The 19502-nt window shown below is 67.7% G+C and carries 19 protein-coding genes and 1 tRNA gene; 8 read left to right on the forward strand and 12 right to left on the reverse strand.

Annotated elements, in window-relative coordinates:
• Positions 1 to 93 precede the first annotated feature (93 nt).
• From BLA15945_RS18005 to alr, 3 genes are all read right to left on the reverse strand, one after another.
• Complete coding sequence (locus tag BLA15945_RS18005; protein WP_059233838.1) at positions 94 to 360, reverse strand: DUF2866 domain-containing protein; 267 nt, start codon at positions 358 to 360, stop codon at positions 94 to 96.
• 146 nt (positions 361 to 506) lie between these two features.
• On the reverse strand, positions 507 to 1883 hold the full coding sequence (gene radA / locus BLA15945_RS18010; protein WP_174993042.1) for a DNA repair protein RadA: 1377 nt from the start codon (positions 1881 to 1883) through the stop codon (positions 507 to 509).
• Between the two features lie 11 nt (positions 1884 to 1894).
• A complete protein-coding gene (gene alr, locus BLA15945_RS18015) occupies positions 1895 to 2965 on the reverse strand; it encodes an alanine racemase (RefSeq protein WP_059233836.1) in 1071 nt (356 codons plus the stop codon).
• A gap of 218 nt (positions 2966 to 3183) precedes the next feature.
• On the opposite strand from alr, the gene lplT reads away from it, so the two are divergent.
• Both lplT and thiD read left to right on the forward strand, forming a co-directional pair.
• Positions 3184 to 4491 carry a lysophospholipid transporter LplT gene (lplT, locus tag BLA15945_RS18020; RefSeq protein ID WP_059233835.1) on the forward strand — a complete coding sequence of 436 codons (1308 nt, stop codon included), beginning with the start codon at positions 3184 to 3186 and terminating at the stop codon, positions 4489 to 4491.
• A 58-nt stretch (positions 4492 to 4549) separates the two neighbouring features.
• Positions 4550 to 5359 carry a bifunctional hydroxymethylpyrimidine kinase/phosphomethylpyrimidine kinase gene (gene thiD, locus BLA15945_RS18025; protein ID WP_059233834.1) on the forward strand — a complete coding sequence of 270 codons (810 nt, stop codon included), beginning with the start codon at positions 4550 to 4552 and terminating at the stop codon, positions 5357 to 5359.
• An 18-nt stretch (positions 5360 to 5377) separates the two neighbouring features.
• Here thiD and BLA15945_RS18030 read toward each other — a convergent pair whose 3' ends face one another.
• From BLA15945_RS18030 to tsaB, 4 genes are read right to left on the reverse strand one after another with little or no spacing between them, the layout of a single operon-like run.
• Positions 5378 to 6343: a DUF1853 family protein gene (locus BLA15945_RS18030; RefSeq protein WP_174993043.1), complete on the reverse strand. Its 966-nt coding sequence runs from the start codon at positions 6341 to 6343 to the stop codon at positions 5378 to 5380.
• Entirely contained in the window at positions 6340 to 7368 is a 1029-nt protein-coding gene (locus BLA15945_RS18035; RefSeq protein ID WP_174993044.1) for a uracil-DNA glycosylase, read from the reverse strand. Before BLA15945_RS18035 ends, BLA15945_RS18030 begins: the two co-directional genes overlap by 4 nt.
• A complete protein-coding gene (gene rimI, locus BLA15945_RS18040) occupies positions 7355 to 7855 on the reverse strand; it encodes a ribosomal protein S18-alanine N-acetyltransferase (protein WP_059233831.1) in 501 nt (166 codons plus the stop codon). The genes BLA15945_RS18035 and rimI overlap by 14 nt, the downstream gene beginning before the upstream one ends.
• On the reverse strand, positions 7852 to 8619 hold the full coding sequence (gene tsaB, locus BLA15945_RS18045; protein ID WP_174993045.1) for a tRNA (adenosine(37)-N6)-threonylcarbamoyltransferase complex dimerization subunit type 1 TsaB: 768 nt from the start codon (positions 8617 to 8619) through the stop codon (positions 7852 to 7854). Before tsaB ends, rimI begins: the two co-directional genes overlap by 4 nt.
• A 147-nt stretch (positions 8620 to 8766) precedes the next feature.
• Here tsaB and BLA15945_RS18050 point away from each other — a divergent pair, with 147 nt between their 5' ends.
• The 3 genes from BLA15945_RS18050 (at position 8767) to aceA (ending at position 12658) form a co-directional block, all read left to right on the forward strand.
• Positions 8767 to 9036, forward strand: coding sequence for an acyl-CoA-binding protein (locus BLA15945_RS18050; RefSeq protein ID WP_059233829.1), 270 nt, complete (start codon positions 8767 to 8769; stop codon positions 9034 to 9036).
• A gap of 360 nt (positions 9037 to 9396) precedes the next feature.
• The gene (locus BLA15945_RS18055) at positions 9397 to 10950 is read left to right on the forward strand and encodes a DEAD/DEAH box helicase (protein ID WP_174993046.1); all 1554 of its coding nucleotides are present in this window, start codon (positions 9397 to 9399) and stop codon (positions 10948 to 10950) included.
• A gap of 400 nt (positions 10951 to 11350) precedes the next feature.
• Complete coding sequence (aceA, locus tag BLA15945_RS18060) at positions 11351 to 12658, forward strand: isocitrate lyase (RefSeq protein ID WP_174993047.1); 1308 nt, start codon at positions 11351 to 11353, stop codon at positions 12656 to 12658.
• Positions 12659 to 12864: 206 nt separating this feature from the next.
• Here aceA and BLA15945_RS18065 read toward each other — a convergent pair whose 3' ends face one another.
• Together BLA15945_RS18065 and BLA15945_RS18070 are read right to left on the reverse strand one after the other, a co-directional pair.
• A complete protein-coding gene (locus BLA15945_RS18065; protein ID WP_011549516.1) occupies positions 12865 to 13299 on the reverse strand; it encodes a universal stress protein in 435 nt (144 codons plus the stop codon).
• Positions 13300 to 13458: 159 nt separating this feature from the next.
• Positions 13459 to 14364: a LysR family transcriptional regulator gene (locus tag BLA15945_RS18070; RefSeq protein WP_059233826.1), complete on the reverse strand. Its 906-nt coding sequence runs from the start codon at positions 14362 to 14364 to the stop codon at positions 13459 to 13461.
• 154 nt (positions 14365 to 14518) lie between these two features.
• On the opposite strand from BLA15945_RS18070, the gene BLA15945_RS18075 reads away from it, so the two are divergent.
• Positions 14519 to 15280, forward strand: coding sequence for a haloacid dehalogenase type II (locus BLA15945_RS18075; RefSeq protein WP_059233825.1), 762 nt, complete (start codon positions 14519 to 14521; stop codon positions 15278 to 15280).
• 67 nt (positions 15281 to 15347) lie between these two features.
• On the forward strand, positions 15348 to 16940 hold the full coding sequence (aceB, locus tag BLA15945_RS18080; protein WP_059233824.1) for a malate synthase A: 1593 nt from the start codon (positions 15348 to 15350) through the stop codon (positions 16938 to 16940).
• Between the two features lie 134 nt (positions 16941 to 17074).
• On the opposite strand, the gene BLA15945_RS18085 is transcribed toward aceB, so the two are convergent.
• Entirely contained in the window at positions 17075 to 17491 is a 417-nt protein-coding gene (locus BLA15945_RS18085) for a gamma-glutamylcyclotransferase family protein (protein WP_174993048.1), read from the reverse strand.
• 257 nt (positions 17492 to 17748) lie between these two features.
• On the opposite strand from BLA15945_RS18085, the gene BLA15945_RS18090 reads away from it, so the two are divergent.
• On the forward strand, positions 17749 to 18624 hold the full coding sequence (locus BLA15945_RS18090) for an AraC family transcriptional regulator (protein ID WP_174993049.1): 876 nt from the start codon (positions 17749 to 17751) through the stop codon (positions 18622 to 18624).
• Between the two features lie 24 nt (positions 18625 to 18648).
• Here BLA15945_RS18090 and BLA15945_RS18095 read toward each other — a convergent pair whose 3' ends face one another.
• Together BLA15945_RS18095 and BLA15945_RS18100 are read right to left on the reverse strand one after the other, a co-directional pair.
• Entirely contained in the window at positions 18649 to 19113 is a 465-nt protein-coding gene (locus BLA15945_RS18095; protein WP_059233821.1) for a GNAT family N-acetyltransferase, read from the reverse strand.
• Between the two features lie 166 nt (positions 19114 to 19279).
• A tRNA-Asp gene (locus BLA15945_RS18100) sits at positions 19280 to 19356 on the reverse strand.
• Between the last annotated feature and the right edge of the window lie 146 nt (positions 19357 to 19502).

Raw genomic sequence — 19502 nt, forward strand, 5'->3', positions numbered from 1 at the left:
CGGCCGCTCGGGCGCCTGCCGGGCCCGGATACGACAAGGCCGGGCGCACTGGCCCGGCCTTGTCGTCAGCGTCGTTCGTCGGCCGCCGCCCGCTCAGCGGCGCGGCAACGTATCGCGCGGCATCTGCTCGTCGTCACCCATCAGGTGCCGGCGCCCTTCGGCCGGCCGGCGGATCGCCGCGGCGACTTCCGCTTCGGTCACATCCTCGGACACGACCTTGCGTGCGAGGCGCCCGTCGTCGTCGATCCATTCGACGATCCGGCATCCACCGCCCCACGGCTGGCGAATCGGCTCCGACACGCGGCAGCCGCGCAGGTTGTAAAGGCGTCCGCCCGGCGCTTCCCCATACGATTTCAACATAGGTTCCCTTCGCATTGCGCGGTTCGACAATCCGGCAAAGGATAGGGAAAAGCGATGTCCGGCGGGTTACAGAAGCCTACATATTCTTTACAGCGAATTACGCGCCAGATCGCCGGCAGCCCCGGCCCGCATGCCTGTGCGGCCGGTCACTCGAGATCGCGCACGCGGTCGATCGCCTGTTCGAGCCGATCGACGGCCATCACGTTCAGCCCTTCGATCGGCTGCTTCGGCGCATTCGCCTTCGGAATCAGCGCGGACGTGAAGCCGAGCTTCGCCGCCTCGCGCAGCCGCTCCTGCCCGCGCGGCGACGGCCGGATCTCGCCCGCCAGCCCCACTTCGCCGAACACGATCAGCCCCTTCGGCAGCGCCTTGTTGCGCATCGACGAATGGATCGCGAGCAGCACCGCGAGGTCGGCCGCCGGCTCGGTGATCTTCACGCCGCCCACCGCATTGAGGAACACGTCCTGGTCGAAGCACGCGATACCTGCGTGCCGGTGCAGCACCGCGAGCAGCATCGCGAGCCGGTTCTGTTCGAGGCCGACCGCGAGCCGGCGCGGGTTCGGCACGTGCGCGGTGTCGACGAGCGCCTGGACTTCGACGAGCAGCGGCCGCGTGCCCTCTTGCGTGACGAGCACGCACGAGCCCGGCACGACCTGTTCGTGCTGCGACAGGAACAGCGCGGACGGATTCGCGACGCCGCGCAGCCCGCGCTCGGTCATCGCGAACACGCCGAGTTCGTTGACCGCGCCGAAGCGGTTCTTGAATGCGCGCACGAGCCGGAACGACGAATGCGTGTCGCCTTCGAAGTACAGCACCGTGTCGACGATGTGCTCGAGCACGCGCGGGCCGGCCAGGTTGCCTTCCTTCGTCACGTGCCCGACCATGATGATCGCGGTGCCCGACTGTTTTGCGATGCGCGTGAGCTGCGCCGCGCATTCCCGCACCTGCGCGACCGAGCCCGGCGCCGACGTGAGCGCTTCCGAATAGACGGTCTGGATCGAGTCGATCACGGCCACGTCCGGCCGTTCCGCGTCGATCGCGCCCTGGATCTTCTCGAGCTGGATCTCGGCGAGCAGCTTCAGCTCGTCCGCGGGCGCCCCGCCGTCGAGCAGCGCAAGCCGTTGCGCGCGCAACGCGATCTGCGCAGCCGACTCCTCACCGCTGATATAGAGCGCGCGCCGCTCGCTCGCGATGTCCGCGAGCGACTGCAGCAGCAGCGTCGACTTGCCGATGCCGGGATCGCCGCCGATCAGGACGACGCCGCCCGGGACCAGCCCGCCGCCGAGCACGCGATCGAATTCGCCGATGCCGGTCGAGAAGCGCGGCACGTCGGCGGCTTCGATGTCGACGAGCCGTTGCACGGGCGCCCGCTTCGCGAGCGACTGGAACCGATGGGCCGCCGGCGCTTCGGCGACCGATTCGACGAGCGTGTTCCACGCCTGGCACGACGGGCATTGGCCCTGCCACTTCGGGGTCTGTCCGCCGCACTCGCTGCAGACATAAACGGTTTTCTGTTTGGCCACGCGCGACGCCCTTATTCCGCTCGCACGGGCACGCGGCCGGCGACCGCGCACATCAGCTCGTAACCGATCGTCCCGCAATGGCGCGCGACGTCGTCGATCGGCAGCGCATTGCCCCACAGCTCGACGCGTGCACCGACGCCGGCCTGCGGGCACGGGGTCAGGTCGACGGTAATCATGTCCATCGACACGCGGCCGACGATCCGCGTGCGGATGCCGTCGACGATCACCGGCGTGCCTTCGGGTGCGACGCGCGGATAGCCGTCTGCGTAGCCGCACGCCACGACGCCGATCCGCATCTGCGCCTGCGCGGAGAACGTCGAGCCATAGCCGATCGCCTGGCCCTTCGCGATCGTCTGCACCGCGATCAGCTCGGACGCGAGCGTCATCGCGGGCTTCAGCCCCGCGTCGGCGATGTCGGACGACAGCCCCGACGGCGACGCGCCGTACAGCACGATCCCCGGCCGCACCCAGTCGAAGTGCGTATCCGGGTGCCACAGCACGGCTGCCGAGTTCGCGAGACTGCGCGCGCCGGCGATGCTTTCCGCGCCGCGCTCGAAGGTCGCGAGCTGCTCGGCGACGCCACGCTCGTTGTCCGCGTCCGAGAAATGGGTCATCAACGTGATCTGGCCGATGCCGGGGCACGCGCGGGCGCGCTCCCACGCCGCACGGTATTTTTCCGGCACGTAGCCGAGCCGGTTCATCCCGCTGTTCATCTTGAGCTGCACGTTGACCGGCTTCGACAGCCGCGCCGTTTCCAGCATCCGCATCTGCTCGTCGTTGTGGACGGTCGTCGTCAGGCTGTAGCGGTCGATCACGTCGATGTCGGTCGACCGGAAGAAGCCTTCGAGCAGCAGGATCGGGCCGGCCCAGCCGAGCTCGCGCAGCTTCACGGCCTCGTCGAGGTCGAGCAGGCCGAAGCCGTCGGTGCCGCGCAGGCCCGGAAACGCACGGGCGAGACCGTGGCCGTACGCATTGGCCTTGACGACCGCCCAGACCTTGGACGGGCCGGCAAATCGGCGGACGACGGAGAGATTGTTCGCGAGAGCGGCGGTGTGGATGGTGGCGGAGATCGGGCGCGGCATGGGAAATTTACGTAAAGACGCTTGCGAATCATCAGCTTACCGCGCCTTTTGAGCACTGAAGCCGACAATTTGCGGAACGATCGGGGAATCTTGCTAGTCCGAATTGGCGTATTTTCATGTTATAAAGCCGTGCGCACAACCCATTTCGAACGGAATAAGCCGATCGCATACCAGGCGGCCTACGCGGCCCTGCCGCAGCGACGAAAGCATCGCATCAGATGAAAAAAGGTTTTTACACCATCATGGCCGCGCAGTTTTTCTCGTCGCTGGCCGACAATGCGCTCCTCATCGCCGCCATCGCCCTGCTGAAAGACCTCCACGCCCCCAACTGGATGACACCGCTGCTAAAGCTGTTCTTCGTGTTGTCGTACGTGGTGCTGGCGGCGTATGTCGGTGCGTTCGCGGATTCGCGCCCGAAGGGCCGCGTGATGTTCATCACCAACTCGATCAAGGTGGTGGGCTGCATGATCATGCTGTTCGGCGCCCACCCGCTGATCGCGTACGGGATCGTCGGCTTCGGCGCGGCCGCCTATTCGCCCGCCAAGTACGGGATTCTCACCGAGCTGCTGCCGGCCGACCGGCTGGTCGCCGCGAACGGCTGGATCGAAGGCACGACCGTCAGCTCGATCATCCTCGGCACCGTGCTCGGCGGCGCACTGATCAGCCCGCACATCGCGTCGCACGTGATCGCGCATACGCCCGACTGGATCAGCACGCCCGCCGAAGCGGCGATGGCGATCATCATGGCGATCTATGTGATCGCCGCACTGTTCAACCTGCGCATCCCCGATACGGGCGCCCGCTACCCGAAGCAGGAACGCGGCCCGGTCAAGCTGCTCACGGATTTCGCCGACTGCTTCATGGTGCTCTGGCGCGACAAGCTCGGCCAGATCTCGCTCGCGGTCACGACGCTGTTCTGGGGCGCAGGCGCGACGCTGCAGTTCATCGTGCTGAAGTGGGCCGAAGTGTCGCTCGGCATGTCGCTGTCGGAAGGCGCGATCCTGCAGGCCGTGGTCGCGGTCGGTGTCGCGGCGGGTGCAATCGCCGCCGCCGCCCGGATTCCGTTGAAGAAGTCGCTGACCGTGCTGCCCGTCGGCATCATCATGGGCATCGCGGTGATGCTGATGGCGTTCTACACGCGCGACCTGTTCCCGTCGCACTGGGCCGTGCACTTCGGCCATCTGCGCATGCCCGTCTACCTGATCGTCGCGTACATCTTCCTGATGTGCGTCGGCGCGCTGTCGGGCTACTTCGTCGTGCCGATGAACGCGCTGCTGCAGCATCGCGGCCACGTGCTGCTGTCGGCCGGCCACTCGATCGCGGTACAGAACTTCAACGAGAACCTGTCGGTGCTCGTGATGCTGTGCCTGTATGCGGTGCTCGTGTGGCTCGACGTGCCGGTCGGCGTCGTGATCGTGCTGTTCGGCACGTTCGTCTGCCTGACGATGTGGCTCGTGATGCGCCGCCACCAGGCGAACCAGCGTCAGTTCGACTCGGTCGCGCTGATCGGCGAATCGCGGCACTGACGCTACACTTTCCGTTTCCGTCCGCCGGCGCCGGTCTTCGAACCGGCGCGTTGCCCTCATGACGCACCCGATACCCAACATCCTGACGATCGCCGGCTCCGATTCGGGCGGCGGCGCAGGCATCCAGGCCGACCTGAAGACCTTCTCCGCGCTCGGCGCGTATGGCGCGAGCGTGATCACCGCGCTGACCGCGCAGAACACGCGCGGCGTGACGGGCGTGCATGCGCCGGACGCCGCGTTCGTGACCGCGCAGCTCGATGCGGTATTCGACGACATCCGCATCGATGCGGTCAAGATCGGGATGCTCGCGAACGCGTCGATCGTGCGCGCGGTGGCCGACGCGCTGCGCCGTTACGCGCCGCGCTTCGTCGTGCTCGACACGGTGATGATCTCGAAGAGCTCGCACGCGCTGCTCGCGCCCGATGCCGTCGATGCGTTGCGCGATGCGCTGCTGCCGCTCGCGACGGTCGTCACGCCGAACCTGCCCGAAGCGGCCGCGCTGCTGAACGATGTCCCCGCCACCACGGAAGACGACATGGTGCGGCAAGGCCGGGCATTGCTGCAGACGGGCGCGCGCGCCGTGCTGATGAAAGGCGGCCACCTGCCCGATGCGTCCGCGAGCCCCGACTGGCTCGTTGAAGCGGCACGCACCGTGCGGCTCGACGGTGCACGCGTGCCGGTCAGCAACACGCACGGCACCGGCTGCACGCTGTCGTCGGCGATCGCCGCGCTGCTGCCGCAGCAGCCCGACCTCGAAAGCGCGGTGCGCGAAGCCAAGACCTACCTGACCGGCGCGATCGCCGCGAGCGGCCACCTCGACGTCGGCCGCGGCGTCGGCCCCGTCCATCACTTCCATCGCTGGTGGTAAGCGCCGGCTGACGCGGCGTCAGCGATCCTGCGCCGCGAACGCCTGTGCGCGGGCCGGCCAGTCGTCCGGCACCACGAAGCCGCGCGCCCTTTCGCGCCACGTACCGTCACTGCCCGGTTCATGCACGCCGATCAGCGCCGGCGCCTCGCGCGTCGTCAACACGGGCGGCAGCGCCAAAGCGGCCGCCAGCGGCTCGGGTTCGAATCCGGTATCGGCGGCCGCCCGTCGCGGCGCGAGCCATGCCAGCCTCGGCAACACGCTCCATGCGGCGCCGGCACGCTGCGAGGCCGCCCACGCCGGCCACTGCGCGTGCGTCAGCCAGAATCCATGCGGGTGATCCGGAGCGATTTCCGCTGAAACCGGCGGCAACGGCACGCCGTGCGGGTAGAACAACCAGCCCTTGATGAACATCTGCGCGTCGGACGGCGCGCCAAAGCCGAGCCGCGCAAAGCCGTCGTGTTCGGCGAGCCGCAACTGGTGATCGAGCAGCCGGCTGCGCTTGCGGTCGAACCGGTCGACGAGATTGGGGCCGACGAAGTCGGCAAGCGACGCGCCGGCGCGTACCGGCGCGCACAGATAGCACTTCACCGCGAGCTCCCAGTGCAGGCGCTGCCCGTCCGGCGCATCGACGAGAAAATCGACTTCGCCGAGCGTCTTGCCGTTGCTGCGCAGCGGGAGATTGGCCGCGACGAGCCGCAGCGACGGGCCGTGCGTCAGGAAATACTCGAGCAGGCATTCGGCGTAGCGGCCGAGCCGGGTCGGCCGGAAGCCGTCGAGCGCGCGATGCAGCGGCTCGGGCTGCGCATCGAGCGCGGTGAGCCATGCTTCGACGGCCGATTGTCCAGCCGCATCCGGCCACGGTTGCGCAAGCGGCGCGCCCGGCACCGCGGTCAGCAGGCTCGGGCTGGCCAGCAGCCAGCCCAGATCGCGCACTGCGGCGTCATGCAGCGTATCGACGAACGCGAACGCCGCGCCGGTCGTCATTGCCCGGCCGGGCCGTTCGCGTCAACGCCTTCCGCGCGCTGGAACGTGTCGCGCGCGAGGCACAGGTCGGCCCACGCCTTCGACTTGTCCTGCAGGCTGCGCAACAGGTACGCCGGGTGGTAGGTGACGATCACCGGCACGCCTTCGTACGCATGCACGCGGCCGCGCAGCGACGCGATGCTCGCGTCCGTCTTCAGCAGCGTCTGCGCGGCAAAACGGCCGAGCGCGACGATCAGCTTCGGCTTCACGAGCGCGACCTGGCGCTGCAGATAAGGCTCGCAGCTCGCGACCTCGTCCGGCTCCGGGTTGCGGTTGCCGGGCGGGCGGCACTTGATCACGTTCGCGATGTACACGTTGTCGCCGCGCTTGAGCGACAACGACTGCAGCATGTTGTCGAGCAGCTTGCCGGCCTGGCCGACGAACGGCTCGCCCTGCTTGTCCTCGTTCTCGCCCGGCGCTTCGCCGATCAGCATCCAGTCCGCTTCGCGGTCGCCGACGCCGAACACGGTGTTGGTCCGCTTCTCGCACAGACGGCACTGCGTGCAGTCGGCCACGCGCGCCGCCAGCGCATCCCAGTCGAGCGCGGCAACCGGCGTACCGGCCGGGCGCGATTCTGCAGCCGGCGCGGGCACGAAATCGCCCGGCGGCGCCGCGTCGAACCACGCGAAATCGTCGGCATCGGCCGGCGGCGCGTCGTCCATCGGCGGCATCGCATCGGTCGAGGCGGCCGGTACGGGCGCCGCGGGCACGCGATCGCGCTCGGCGACACGGCGCGCCGGCGCATCCGCGTCGCGCGCCAGCGCAGCATCGCCGGTGCGCGCAACCGCCGGCGGCGCATCGTCCTGCACCGGCGGACGCGCCGCACGCACCGGGCGCTCGGCCGCGACCGCGGGAACCCCGTCGTCTGCACCGGTTTGCGTCACCGCCGGCGCTTCGGCTGCCACGCCTTCGTCCGCGCGCTGCCCGCGCCGCACCCAGATCTGCGCGAGGCCCAGTTCCTCGAGCGCCGCTTCAGCCCACGCCATGCGCGTCTCCCTCATCCTTGTTCAGCGTCAGACGCATCACGATCGCGTCCTCCCGGCTGCGATGCTTCGCCGGATAGTAGTTCTTGCGGCGGCCGATCGTCACGAAGCCGAACCGCTCGTACAGCTGGATCGCGCGCGGATTGGACGGCCGTACCTCGAGCAGCACGCCGTCGAGCCGCTCCGCGCGCGAAATGCGCACGGCCTCGCGCAGCAGCGCAAGGCCCGCGCCCGCGTGCTGCGCGGCCGGCGCGACACACAGGTTCAGCAGGTGCATCTCGTCGACCACGGGCATCAGCACGCAATAGCCGACGAGCGACCCCGTCACGTGCCGCAGGCACACGCCCAGATAGCCGTTGCGCAACGAATCCTCGAAGTTGCCGCGGCTCCACGGGAATTCGTACGCGATGTGCTCGATCGCGACGACCTCGTCGAGATCGGCGTCCGTCATCGGCGCCAGATAGCGGTCGCTCAGCAAGACACCCGTCATCCCTTCGCTCCGCCCGTCTGCGCGGCCCGTGCCGCGACGCGCTCGGCGGTGGTCTGCGCGACCTTGTCGCGCACGTATTCGGGCGCGGCCTGATCGGCCGGCACCGCCCGCCCGGCGCGGAACGCGCGCAGCGCGGCATGCGCGACCGCCAGCGCATGCGGCATCGCGTCGCCGTCGATCACGGCCGCACGCGCCGCGGCCGGCAACTGCGCGCCGAACGCGGCGGCCGCATTGCCCGCGAGCGTGAACGGCACATCGGGCACGCCGACGGCGCCCGGCGCATCGAGCGACGCCGGATGCAGCGTGCGCCAGTCGCCGGCGCCGTCATCCCATTCGAAATCCGCCCAGTAGGCTTCGTCCATCCGCGCGTCCAGCGCGGCCAGCACACGGGCCGTGCCGGGCGCGCGCAGCCGCGCGTGCTCGGCGCACGCGAGCAGCGTGCCGATCGGCACGACCGGCAACCCGCCGCCGAATGCGAGGCCCTGGGTAATGCCCGTCGCGGTGCGCAGGCCCGTGAACGAGCCGGGGCCCGCGCCGAACGCGATCGCATCGCAATCGGCAAGCGTCAGCCCGGATTCGGCGAACAGCTCCTGGATCGCCGGCAGCACGCGCGTGCTCGACACGGCGCCCGTCGGCTCGTGGCGAACCCAGGTTTGCGGGGTGGAAACGGCGTCATCGGCGTGAGCCGAGCGCAGCAGCGCGACCGAGCAGTATTCGGTCGACGTATCGATGGCGAGGAGCACTGTTTGCGTCATGGCCGACATTGTAATGCGACGCCCCGCTCCCACGGGCGATCGGGCCCGATCTGTGCGCACGCGCGGGGCCGGCGGCGGTTTGGAAGGATCGCTCGACCCCGTGCGACGGTCCGCTTGTTAAGATCGCCCGACCTGAAACCCTTACGGAGACACCCGATGAGCGAACTCACCACCCAATTCGACCAAGCCCAGATCGACGTCAAGCAACTGACCGAACGCCCGGGCAACCTGACCCTGCTGCGCCTGTACGCGCTCTTCAAGCAGGCGACCGATGGCGATGCGCACGGCGACAAGCCGGGCTTCACCGACATCGTCGGCAAATACAAGTACGACGCATGGGACGCGCTGAAGGGCACGTCGTCGGATGCGGCAAAGCAGCAGTACATCGAACTCGTCGAATCGCTGAAAAACGGCACGGCTTCCTGACGGATCGCCCGCCGCCGCAATAGGCAATCAAATCAGTGGCGCAGCGCAGCAAAATTCTTTATAATGCGGCCTGCGTCACCTCCCGCGCTCGGCTCGCAAGCCGTTCCGGCCAGACGCCTCGTAGCGTTAAGCTCCAATCCGGTTTAGAACCTGTCCCCTCCTGCTTCGACCCTCGCGGTCGTCACTTATCAGGCTGGCGGCCCCGCTCCAGAAGCGCGCCGCACCCAAAACAGCTTCTAATGCCTCATCCGCCGACGGTTCGGCGGATTGCACCCGTTTCCCGATTTGCTCGCTGAATCCGACGACTTGGGTATGCGCGATTGGCGCCGACGTTTCACCCACTGTGTTTCAAGGATTGTTATGACTTCGAGCATCAACTCCAGCCCGCTCAACGCGATCGCCGACCAGGCGCTCGGTCTCGACGACGCCGCCGCACCGGCCGCGGTCGAACCGGCGTCGGACGAGCCGAGCTTCGCGTCGCTCGGGTTGTCGCCGGAGATCGTCTCCGCGCTGCAAGCCGCCGGCTACGTGAAGCCGACGCCGGTCCAGCAGCGCGCGATTCCGGCCGGCATCGCCGGCCGCGACCTGCTGGTCTCGAGCCCGACCGGTTCGGGCAAGACCGCTGCATTCATGCTGCCCGCGATCGAACGTTTCGCGCAGCTCCAGAAGACGCAGGCGCAGCAACCGCGCGCGCCGCGTGAATCGAACCAGGGCGACCGCCGTGTGCGCCGCCCGCAACCCGTCGCGCGCCCGGGCCTGCTCGTGCTGACGCCGACCCGTGAACTCGCGATGCAGGTCACCACGGCCGCATCGACGTACGGCAAGCACCTGAAGCGCCTGCGCACGGTCAGCATCCTCGGCGGCGTCGCCTACGGCCAGCAGCTGATGCTGCTCGCGAAGAACCCGGAAATCCTGGTCGCCACGCCGGGCCGTCTGCTCGATCACCTCGAGCGCGGCCGCATCGACCTGTCCGAACTGAAGATGCTCGTGCTCGACGAAGCCGACCGCATGCTCGACATGGGCTTCATCGAAGACATCGAAACGATCGTCGCCGCCACGCCCGAGTCGCGCCAGACGATGCTGTTTTCGGCCACGCTCGACGGCAAGATCGGTTCGCTGACGAGCCGCCTGCTGAAGGATCCGGAACGCATCGAGATCCAGCAGCGCCTCGAGTCGCGCGCCAACATCGCGCAGACCGTGCACTACGTCGACGACCGCGATCACAAGGATCGCCTGCTCGATCACCTGCTGCGCGACGACGCGCTCGACCAGGCGATCATCTTCACGGCAACCAAGATCGACGCCGACCAGCTCGCCGGCCGTCTTGCCGATGCAGGCTTCGAATCGGCTGCACTGCACGGCGACCTGCCGCAGGGCGCGCGTAACCGCACGATCCGTGCGCTGCGCGAGCGCCGTGTGCGCGTGCTGGTGGCTACCGACGTCGCGGCACGCGGCATCGACATCCCGGGCATCACGCACGTGTTCAACTACGACCTGCCGAAGTTCGCGGAAGACTACGTGCACCGTATCGGCCGTACCGGCCGTGCAGGCCGTTCGGGCACGGCAGTGAGCCTCGTGCACCACGCCGAGCAAGGCGCGCTCAAGCGCATCGAGCGCTTCGTGCGCGCGCCGCTGCCGGTCAACGTGATCGAAGGCTTCGAGCCGCGCAAGGCGCCCCCGCGTAACGGCGGCAACGGCGGCCGCGGCCGTCCGGGCGGCGGTAACGGCGGCGGTCGACGTTTCGGCGGCAAGCCGGGCGGCGGCTATGGCGGCAACGGTAACGGCAACGGCCGCAGCTACGGCGGCGGCAATGGCGGCGGCTGGAGCGGCAAGCCGGGCGGCAGCCGCGACGGCGGCCCGCGTCGCGACGGTCAGCGCAGCGGCGGCCCGCGTCGCAGCAACTCCGCGTCGTAAGCACGCACGGGCGGCGCTTCGCCGCCGCCCCAACGGATGGGCACCCCACCCATCCAGCCAACCGGCGCACCTGCGCCGGTTTTTTTTCGCCCCGCCCCACATTTCACGATGCGGAAAATTTTTTTGCGTCGTAAAAAATCATGTTGCACGGCACAACCCGTGCGATTGCGGGATGGAAAAAGGCATTTCTCATCCCGAAATCACAAATACAAGCACTTGATTTAAAACACTTAAAAATTTATCCGATCCCCGGGCAAGCCCCCTGTTTCGCGCCTGCCGATTTGCCTAGACTCTTATACAAGACTTCGCGAAACAGAATGCTCCGCGCCCCGCTTCGCGAACCGCATCACTACCGTCAGATTCGGCCCATTAGGCAACACACCGCATCAAGGAGCTCATCATGTCGCGTCAGCAACAGGCACAGGACCTGCAACAGCAATGGGAAACCGATCCGCGCTGGAAGGGCATCAAGCGCGGCTACTCGGCCGAGGACGTGGTCCGCCTGCGCGGCTCGGTCCCGATCGAGCACACGCTGGCCAAGCGCGGCGCGGAAAAACTGTGGAGCCTCATCAACCACGAGCCGTTCGTCAACGCACTCGGCGCGCTGACCGGCAACCAGGCGATGCAGCAGGTGAAGGCCGGCCTGAAGGCCATCTACCTGTCCGGCTGGCAAGTGGCCGGCGACGCGAACGTCGCGGGCGAAATGTACCCGGACCAGTCGCTGTACCCGGCGAACTCGGTGCCGCTCGTCGTGAAGCGCATCAACAACACGCTGACGCGCGCCGACCAGATCCAGTGGTCGGAAGGCAAGAACCCGGGTGACGAAGGCTATGTCGACTTCTTCGCACCGATCGTCGCCGACGCGGAAGCCGGTTTCGGCGGCGTGCTGAATGCGTTCGAACTGATGAAGGCGATGATCGAGGCGGGCGCATCGGGCGTCCACTTCGAGGACCAGCTCGCGTCGGTGAAGAAGTGCGGCCACATGGGCGGCAAGGTGCTCGTGCCGACGCGCGAAGCCGTCGCGAAGCTGTCGGCCGCGCGTCTCGCCGCCGACGTGATGGGCACGCCGACCGTGCTGGTCGCGCGGACCGACGCGGAAGCGGCCGACCTGATCACGTCCGACGTCGACGACAACGACCAGCCGTTCCTGACCGGCGAGCGCACGGTGGAAGGCTTCTTCCACACGAAGCCGGGCCTCGAGCAGGCGATTTCGCGCGGCCTCGCGTACGCACCGTACGCCGACCTGATCTGGTGCGAAACGGGCAAGCCGGATCTCGAGTACGCGAAGAAGTTCGCGGAAGCGATCCACAAGCAGTTCCCGGGTAAGCTGCTGTCGTACAACTGCTCGCCGTCGTTCAACTGGAAGAAGAACCTCGACGACGCGACGATTGCGAAGTTCCAGAAGGAACTCGGTGCGATGGGCTACAAGTTCCAGTTCATCACGCTGGCCGGCTTCCACGCGTTGAACTACTCGATGTTCAACCTCGCGCACGGCTATGCCCGCACGCAGATGAGCGCGTTCGTCGAACTGCAGCAGGCCGAATTCGCGGCAGCCGACAAGGGCTTCACGGCCGTCAAGCACCAGCGGGAAGTCGGTACCGGCTACTTCGACGCAGTGACGCAGACGGTCGAGCGCGAAGCGTCGACGACCGCGCTGCACGGCTCGACCGAAGACGAGCAGTTCTTCGACGGCAAGAAGGTCGCGTAACCCGCGCCCAGCGTCACGCCGGTGCCCGCCTCGTCACGGCGCGGCACCGGCCACCGGACAACAATCAGGGAGGAGACGGCAGGCGCGCGGCACTGATCGCGCGACCCGCCGCGCGGCCTGCGGGCCGCCTGCAACGATGCGCGCCGGCTTCGTCCGGCGCGCCCTTTTTCCGCGACGCTGCCCGCGCAGCCACGGGCGCCACCGCCCTACCGATAAACGATCACCGGAATTTTCGTATGGGTCAGCACGCGCTGCGTCTCGCTGCCGATCAGCAGGCTGCCGAGACCGCGGCGTCCGTGGGACGCCATGAAGATCACGTCGCAACCGCCGCGTTCGGCCGCCTCGATGATGCCGAGGTACGGCGACGGGTGGACGCTCGTCCACGTGTCGCAGGCGACGCCGGCCGCCTTCGCGGCGGCCTCGACCTCGTCGAGGTGCGCACGCGCCTCGCGCTCGCTGCGCGCGCGGAAATCGGCGGGCGGCTCGATGATCACTTCGGAAAACGGCGAGTACGGATACTGCGGCAGGCACGCGTAGGCCGTCACGCGCGCGCCGACCGCGCGTGCCAGGTCGATCGCGCCGTCGATCGCCTTCTGCGACAGTTCGGAACCGTCGGTTGGAACGAGGATGTGCCTGAACATCGCGCCCTCCTTCGTCAATCGCACGCCGCGCGCCACGATCCCGTCCGGACCGGCCGCGACGCGCCGGACATGCCTCCTACGAGTGTAGTGTGCGAAACCGCCCGATCGGAACCGGCAGCGGGTTCGCCCTCATATCGGAAACACGCGGGCGGGCGCCGCCTACTCGCCCCAATAGCCGGGCTGCTCGTACGTGTGCTTCAGGTAATCGAGAAACAGGCGCACGCGCAACGGCAGGTGCCGGCGCTGCGGAAACACCGCATGGATGCCGATCGGCGGCGCCTCGAATGCATCGAGCACGCTGACGAGCCGGCCGCCCGCGATGTCGTCGCCGACCTCCCACCACGAGCGCCACGCCAGGCCGTAGCCTTCGAGGCACCACTCGTGCAGCACCGCGCCGTCGGAGCATTCCATCGTGCCGTTCACGCGGATCGACACGACCTTGTCGTCTTCCTGGAACGCCCAGCCGCGCTGCTGGTTCGCATTCGCGGCGAGCGCCAGGCAGTTGTGCCGCGCCAGCTCCGCGAGCGTGACCGGCGTGCCGCGCCGCGCCAGATAGGCGGGCGACGCGACGCACACGCGGCGGTTCTCGCCGAGCTTCAGCGACACGAGCGACGAATCGGGCAGCTCGCCGAGCCGCACCGCGCAATCGAACCCCTCGTTGACGAGATCGACCATCCGGTCGGACAGGTCGAGCGTGACCGACACGTCCGGATGCCCGACGCTGAATTCGGGTACGAGCGGCGCGACGTGCCGCCGGCCGAAGCCGGCCGGCGCGGAAATCCGCAGGTGGCCGCTCGCCTTGACGCCGCCAGCGGACACGCTCGCCTCCGCGTTCTGCATGTCGTTGATGATCCGCTGGCAATCCTCGAGGAACGCCGAACCTTCGAACGTCAGCGTGAGCTTGCGCGTCGTGCGCACCAGCAGCTTCACGCCGAGCCGCTCCTCGAGTGCGTCGAGGCGGCGGCCGATGATCGCCGGCGCGACGCCTTCCGCGTGCGCGGCCGCCGACAGGCTGCCCTTCGCCGCAACTGCGGCGAACGTTTCGATCTGTTTGAACCGGTCCATGAATCGCGAGGACGGCGCGGCCGCCCTTCAAATAGCTTAAGCCGCTCAAGATTAGGTATATGAAAGTAAAAGATCAAGTGATGAATAGCGTCTTTTTTAGACCATACGATCACGAATAGAATCGATCCGACCTCTGAAACTGGAGCGCAAGGCTATGTCGGCCACAACGACACTCTCCTCTCCCGACGCAATCCTCTTCGACGCATTCGGCACGTTGTTCGACGTGCGTGCGGTGCTGGCCGCGGCGGAGCAGATGTTTCCCGGACACGGGGAACGGTTGTCGCAGCTGTGGCGACGCAAGCAAATCGAATACTCGCAACTGCGCACGCTCGCCGATCCGGCCGGCGCGCGCTATCGCCCGTTCCGGGACATCACGCTCGACGCGCTGCGGTTCGCCGCGCGCCGGCTCGGGCTCGCGCTGAACAGCGCGGCCGAGAAGCGGCTGATGGACGAATACGCGTGCCTGTCCACCTATCCCGACACCGTGCCCGCGCTGCGCAAGCTGCGCGCGCTCGAACCGCGCCCGTCGCTCGGGATCCTGTCGAACGGCACCCCGCAGATGCTCGACATCGCGATCAAGAGCGCCGGCATGACCGGGCTGTTCGATCGCGTGCTGTCGGCCGACACCGTGCGCGCGTACAAGCCGAGTCCGGCCGCTTACGCGCTCGGCACCGCCGCGTTCGGGTCGAACCCGCGCAGCATCGTGTTCGTGTCGTCGAACGCCTGGGACGTCGCCGGAGCCGTCTGGTTCGGCTACACGACGTTCTGGCTCAACCGCACGGGCGCGCCCGCCGAGGAACTCGGCGCGCCGCCCGACGGCACGGGCACCGGCATGGCCGACCTGCTCGCCTTCCTCGCCACCCCGGCTCCGTCCGGCAAGCCCGCGAACCGCACGCGCCCCAGCCCGGGTGCATGACGTTCGCGGCGCTGCCGCCTTCCCCCTTCACCGAAACCGCAACTGACCGACCAAGGAGATGAGACTCATGAGCACCCCGATCACGCTGCCGCAAGGCATGACGATCACCGGCGAAATCAAGCCGGGTTACGAAGCGATCCTGACGCCCGAAGCACTGGAACTCGTCGCGGCGCTGCACCGCACGTTCGAACCGCGTCGCCAGACGCTGCTGCAGGCGCGCGTCGAACGCACGAAACGCCTCGACGCAGGCGAGCGCCCCGACTTCCTGGCCGAGACGAAGTCGATCCGCGAAGGCGACTGGAAGGTCGCACCGCTGCCGGCCGACCTGCAATGCCGCCGTGTCGAAATCACGGGCCCCGTCGAGCGCAAGATGATCATCAACGCGCTGAACTCGGGCGCCGATTCGTACATGACGGACTTCGAGGATTCGAACGCGCCGAGCTGGACCAACCAGATCGACGGCCAGATCAACCTGAAGGACGCGGTGCGCCGCACGATTTCGCTCGAGCAGAACGGCAAGTCATACCGGCTGAACGACAAGGTCGCGACGCTGATCGTGCGTCCGCGCGGCTGGCACCTCGACGAGAAGCACGTGACGGTCGACGGCCAGCGCGTGTCCGGCGGCATCTTCGATTTCGCGCTGTTCCTGTTCCACAACGCGAAGGAACTGATCGCGCGCGGCTCGGGCCCGTACTTCTACCTGCCGAAGATGGAAAGCCATCTCGAGGCGCGCCTGTGGAACGACATCTTCGTCGCCGCGCAAGAAGCGGTCGGCGTGCCGCGCGGCACGATCCGCGCGACGGTGCTGATCGAGACGATCCTCGCCGCGTTCGAGATGGACGAGATTCTGTATGAGCTGCGCGAACACAGCTCGGGCCTGAACGCCGGCCGCTGGGACTACATCTTCTCGGCGATCAAGAAGTTCAAGAACGACCGCGACTTCTGCCTGGCCGAGCGTTCGAAGATCACGATGACGGTGCCGTTCATGCGCGCGTACGCGCTGCTGCTGCTGAAGACCTGCCACCAGCGCAACGCGCCGGCGATCGGCGGGATGAGCGCGCTGATCCCGATCAAGAACGATCCGGAAGCGAACGACAAGGCAATGGGCGGCGTGCGCTCGGACAAGCAGCGCGACGCGACCGACGGCTACGACGGCGGCTGGGTCGCGCATCCGGGCCTCGTGCCGATCGCGATGGAAGAGTTCGTCAAGGTGCTCGGCGACAAGCCGAACCAGATCGCGAAGCAGCGCGACGACGTGCAGGTCGAAGGCAAGAACCTGCTCGACTTCCAGCCGGAAGCGCCGATCACCGAAGCCGGCCTGCGCAACAACATCAACGTCGGCATCCACTACCTCGGTGCATGGCTCGACGGCAACGGCTGCGTGCCGATCCACAACTTGATGGAAGACGCGGCCACGGCCGAGATCTCCCGCTCGCAGGTGTGGCAGTGGATCCGCTCGCCGAAGGGCGTGCTCGACGACGGCCGCAAGGTCACGGCCGAGCTCGTGCGTGAATTCTCGAAGATCGAGCTCGACAACGTGAAGCGCTCGGTCGGCGGCGACGCGCAGCCGTACGAGCGCGCTGCGGCCATCTTCGAACACATGTCGACGTCGGAAGGCTTCACCGAATTCCTGACGCTGCCGCTGTACGAGGAAATCTGACGACGCGTCACGCTGCGACCGGCGACCGGCGGCCGGCCACGCGCCGCCGCCAGCCGCATGCGATGACCGCATGAAAAAAGCGCCCTGCGGGGCGCTTTTTTCTTTTGACACGAATCCGGCTGCGGCCGGGCCGCTCAGGCGGCTTCCTGCTCGCGCCGGTGCTGGACCCAGTCACCCGACGCAATGCGCGGACGCCCGGCTACCGCATGCGTGGCGATCGGATAGTACAGGCACGCATACTGCCGGCCGCCGAGCTCGACGGTCACCTCCTCCGGCTTGAACAGCGAGTCGACGCCCGGATAGACGCGCTCGATCTCGTCGAGCACGGGGACCAACTGTTCGTCGACCTCGTAGACGTCGCCCCAGACCAGCGACTTGCCGGCCGCCGGCCCGGCGATCATCCCCGGATACGTGCCGAAATCGTACAGCTCGCCCGGCAGCGCGGCCGCGCCCAGCAGCGTCGGCGCCGCGATTCCATGCCGTGCGGCCGCATGGCCGATGTCGTTGGCCTGTCCGGCTCTCAAGGTGCCGTAGACGAATACGTAGCGCATCGTGGTTCTCCTCTTCGATTCGTTATTGCCGTGTTCGCGCGCGATTCACATGAAAATGCACGTGCATCGATAGACCACGATACCGGCCCGATGGTTCGAACCCGGCGGCACGCGCGACCGCGGGCAGCCGCCCGGGAATCGCCGGCACCCACACAAAGTTCATTTGAACCCGGCATGATCGCCCGAAAAACCGCCGCATGCGCTTGCGCGGTGCCTTCTAAAATAACGGCATCGCCGCCGCGCTGCCCGAACCGTCCATGAATCCGCCCGTCCAAGCCGACGCATCGAACCCGTACGTCATCGACATCCCGCCCGAATTCGCGCCGACCGCCGTCCATCCGATGCGCGTGCGCGCCCGGCAGGTCGACGCCGGCCACCGTATTCCGCTGCACACGCATGCGTGGGCGCAGCTCGCGTACGCGTCGCGCGGCGTGCTGCGCGTCGCGACGACCGGTACGACCTGGATGGTGCCGCCGTCCCGCGCGATCTGGGTGCCACCGCACGTGACGCACGAGGTCGTGATCGTCGAGGAAGCCTATTTGCGCACGCTGTATATCGACGAGTCGATCGTGCCGGACGGGCTCGATGCGTGCCGCGTCGTCGAGGTGACGGGACTGCTGCGCGAACTGATCATCGCGCTCGACGCGCGCGATCTGAGCGCCGCGCGCGAGCGGTTGCTGTGCGGGCTCGTGCTCGACGAGTTGAGTCACGCCGAACCGCTGCCGCTCGCCGTGCCGATGCCCGACGAGAAACGGCTGCGCATGCTGTGCGAATCGGTGCTCGCGCATCCCGCGCATGCGGAGTCGCTCGAACACTGGGCGAGCGAGGTCGGCGCGAGCACCCGCACGATTTCGCGGCTCTTCAAGCAGGAACTGGGCGTGAGCTTTTCGCAGTGGCGCCAGCAGGCGCTGCTCGCGCGGGCAATCCCGCTGCTGAACCAGGGTCGCCCGCTGTCGCATATCGCGCGCGAACTCGGCTACCAGAGCCAGAGCGCGTTCTCGGCGATGTTCCGGCGTGCATTCGGCGAAAGCCCGCGCGCGTTCATGCTGCGCGGCTACGAGCATCGAGGCCTGGAGGGCACCGCCGCGCAACACGACGCCCCGGACGACGACGCGATCGACATGGTCCGCTGACCGCATGACCGGATCGCCGGCCCGTCAGACCGGCCGCACCATGTGGCGGATCGAGCCGAGTTGCGCGAGCCGCGGCCCGGCGACCCGGTAGCCCATGCGCAGGTAAAGGCGCGCGGCCGGGTTGTCGACGAACACGCGCAACTGCAGTTCGTGCAGCCCGCGCGCGCGCGCCCAGCGGTGGGACATGTCGAGCATGTAGGTACCCGCGCCCTGCCCGCGATGGCCGGCCGCGATCTGCACGTCGCGGATATGCAGGGAGTCGCCCTCCTCGGTCACGCGCAGCACGCCGATGCGCTCGCCGTCGGCCTCGAGGATGAAGTTCTCGGATTCACGCCAGCTCGCAAAGAACAGGTCGCTGCGCCACACGAGCCCATGGCGTTTGTAGTAACCGCCCATGTTGCCGTGCGTCAGCGCTTCGGCGAACGGGAAATCGCCCGGCTCCGCAGGCCGGAGCTGATACAGGAGTCGCAGGTCGGTCGGATCGAGCATCACGCAGGGGTCAAGAACGCATCCCGCCACGATAGCGCAGTCGCGTACGGATGCAATCGCGAATTTCTCGTAGCAGTGAGGTGCCGGACGCGGAAGTTCGGTGTGCGACAGGTGCGACCGGAAGCACAAATGAAAAAGCCCGCACAATGCGGGCTTTCTCATTTTTTGGCGGAGCGGACGGGACTCGAACCCGCGACCCCCGGCGTGACAGGCCGGTATTCTAACCGACTGAACTACCGCTCCAGTCTTGCTGCTTGCCTGGCAGGCGTCGGTTACTTCCTGCCGGCGCGTCGTTTATTCGAACGACGCTGAAATCTGGCGTCCCCTAGGGGATTCGAACCCCTGTACTCACCGTGAAAGGGTGATGTCCTAGGCCTCTAGACGAAGGG

The organism is Burkholderia arboris (genome assembly GCF_902499125.1).
In the GTDB taxonomy this organism is placed as follows: Bacteria; Pseudomonadota; Gammaproteobacteria; order Burkholderiales; family Burkholderiaceae; genus Burkholderia; species Burkholderia arboris.